Origin of the sequence: Elizabethkingia argenteiflava (assembly GCF_009904105.1) — a bacterium.
GTDB lineage: Bacteria > Bacteroidota > Bacteroidia > Flavobacteriales > Weeksellaceae > Elizabethkingia > Elizabethkingia argenteiflava.
In genome coordinates this window covers 1-2,239 of sequence record NZ_JAAABJ010000563.1, presented here as the reverse complement: position 1 = coordinate 2,239, position 2,239 = coordinate 1, and the positions used below count along the sequence as shown (strand labels likewise).

3 protein-coding genes are annotated in these 2,239 nt (G+C 33.5%); 1 reads left to right on the top strand and 2 read right to left on the bottom strand.

Features of this window, described 5'->3' with window-relative positions; all coding sequences use genetic code 11:
• The first annotated feature begins 110 nt into the window (after positions 1–110).
• Positions 111–260: a hypothetical protein gene (locus GNY06_RS09505; protein WP_166519868.1), complete on the top strand. Its 150-nt coding sequence runs from the start codon at positions 111–113 to the stop codon at positions 258–260.
• 398 nt (positions 261–658) lie between these two features.
• On the opposite strand, the gene miaA is transcribed toward GNY06_RS09505, so the two are convergent.
• Entirely contained in the window at positions 659–1,570 is a 912-nt protein-coding gene (gene miaA / locus GNY06_RS09500) for a tRNA (adenosine(37)-N6)-dimethylallyltransferase MiaA (protein WP_166519867.1), read from the bottom strand.
• A gap of 491 nt (positions 1,571–2,061) precedes the next feature.
• Entirely contained in the window at positions 2,062–2,229 is a 168-nt protein-coding gene (locus tag GNY06_RS15230; protein WP_166519866.1) for an IS1 family transposase, read from the bottom strand.
• Positions 2,230–2,239 lie beyond the last annotated feature (10 nt).

Sequence of the window (2,239 nt, the reverse complement as noted above, 5' to 3'; positions counted from 1 at the left end):
TATCGAATTCTTTCAAAATACTGGAAATCTGATTCGCACTGAATTGTTTCTTTTTCATAATATATAATCCTAAATTTAAACTTTTTGTCTAAATTATAGTCGTACTATTTATGGGGGAGTTTACAAATAGATTCCAAAATCTACCCAACAATGCTGTGAACCGCATACTATTTAATAAATTTTCAACGATGAATGATAATCAAGGTCCTATTACCTTTGCTACTTTGGATCAACAAATTGTAAAAGAACTCCAAAAATAAAATTTATAACAACAATCTATAAGGAAGTGGATGGTGCTTTTACCAGGAGTACCATCCTTTCAAAAGAAACTGAATTCAGAAATGAGAGACGCTATATTTTTATAACTACATTAGGATAACAAATTATAATGAGTTAGCCATAAAAGATCTGCCTAAGCATCTTTCCTTATCCATGATGAATACACAGTCAAATTAATCTGGTTTTCTGCTCATCAGGCAAGTCTAATTAACAGCGTGAACAACTTCTCCGACAATACAGATTTTTCAATGCTCCGAACCAATAAATGCAAAAAAATTAGAAAAGAATACAACATTCCTTTTTATGGCAAAAAGAAGATTATTTTTTATTGATATCACGGCTGATCCACCCTCGATAACCAATAAAAAAAGCGAATCTATTACATCTCTTGAGCCAACAAGAGCTCAAGGTCATACTGAGTATAGCCCAGCGGTAAATAATGAATGTTTTCGGATTTTCTATACCAGGTAAGTTGTCGCTTTGCATAACGCCTCGTATTTTTCTTGATTTCTTCCACCGCAAAATCTAGTGTCCACTCTCCTGCTATATATTTAAATAACTCTGTATAGCCGACGGTTTGTAAGGCTCTTTTTTTACGAAAAGTAAACAGTTTTTTTACTTCCTCCAGTAGCCCTTTATCCATCATAATATCTACTCGCTGATTAATACGTTGATATAAAACATCTCGGGGGGCATCGATTCCAATTCTTAATATCTTAAAATCTCGTTTAGGTTTTAAGGAATTTAAAAAATGAGAATAGGGTTTTCCGGTTTGCCAATAAATATCCAACGCTCGAAATAAACGGCGAGGGTTTTCAATATCAGCCTTTTTAAAATACTCAGGATCGGCTTCTTTCAAAAGTTGTTGTAATTTAGTAAGGCCTTCTTTCTCTAATAGCTCTTCTAGCTTACGTATATGTATTTGCTGTGCTTCTGGTAAACGATCTAACCCCTCTACAACCGCCTTTTCATACATTCCAGATCCCCCTACTAAAACAACTGCATTATGTTTCTGAAAAAGGACTTCTAATTTTTCCAAGGCATCTTTTTCATATTTCCCGATAGAATATTCATCCTGAATACTGAGATTTGCAATAAAATGATGAGGGGCTGCCGCCAGCTCATCATCATCAGGCATAGCCGTACCAATAGGCATTTCTCTAAAAAACTGCCGAGCATCACACGAAACAATTTCAGTTTGTAGGTACTGTGCGATTTGGATCGCTAAACGTGTTTTACCTATACCGGTAGGTCCGACAATGGAGATAAGAAGCTTGCCCTTTTGGTTCATACTTCAAAAATAAAAAAACTACCCCAGATAGATCGTCCTATTCGGAATAAAATTCTTTTCATTTTTTATACATATATTTTGGATACTTTTTGCGATATACAGGAGGCAAAAGAATTAAAATTTAAATTAGCACATTCCTTAAATCTATTGCTGCAGATTATTTGCTCATTTTGTAGCCCCCATATTGGCTCTTTTATAAATATGCAAAAACATGGCTGTACTATAGCCACTATTATTATTTCAATTTTATTCTTATTTACAGAAACAAAAGGCTTAAATTCAGTTCTTTTTTCATGAATTTGGAAAATACTTGAATATCCCATTGTGTAAGATCATAATGAGAACTTCCTTAACTGAAATCTCAATCTCATTGGTTAAAAACCTGAATTCTCTATTTGTTTTTTGTTCTTGATAAGGTATTGATAATCAAATACAGATAGTGCTTTTATTACGATGGTGCATTAATAGAAGTATCGCTCATCTGAGCATTTCTATTTTTCTAGAATAGCATTGGACTTTCTTCTCATTCTTGCTAAAAAATACCTAAACAAATTATTATAAGCTTCTACGGTAAATGTTTCTGCTTTTGTCTGAAGATGCTTCTCTTTAGCAACAATGCTTTGGTAGCTTTTCCAGTGATCACTTGCTATCTTCTCCATTTTGTGTTGT

Coding starts and splice junctions, on each gene's coding strand:
- miaA (WP_166519867.1), bottom strand. CDS start 1,570: ATGAACCAAAAGGGCAAGCTTCTTATCTCCATTGTCGGACCTACCGGT.
- GNY06_RS09505 (WP_166519868.1), top strand. CDS start 111: ATGGGGGAGTTTACAAATAGATTCCAAAATCTACCCAACAATGCTGTG.
- GNY06_RS15230 (WP_166519866.1), bottom strand. CDS start 2,229: ATGGAGAAGATAGCAAGTGATCACTGGAAAAGCTACCAAAGCATTGTT.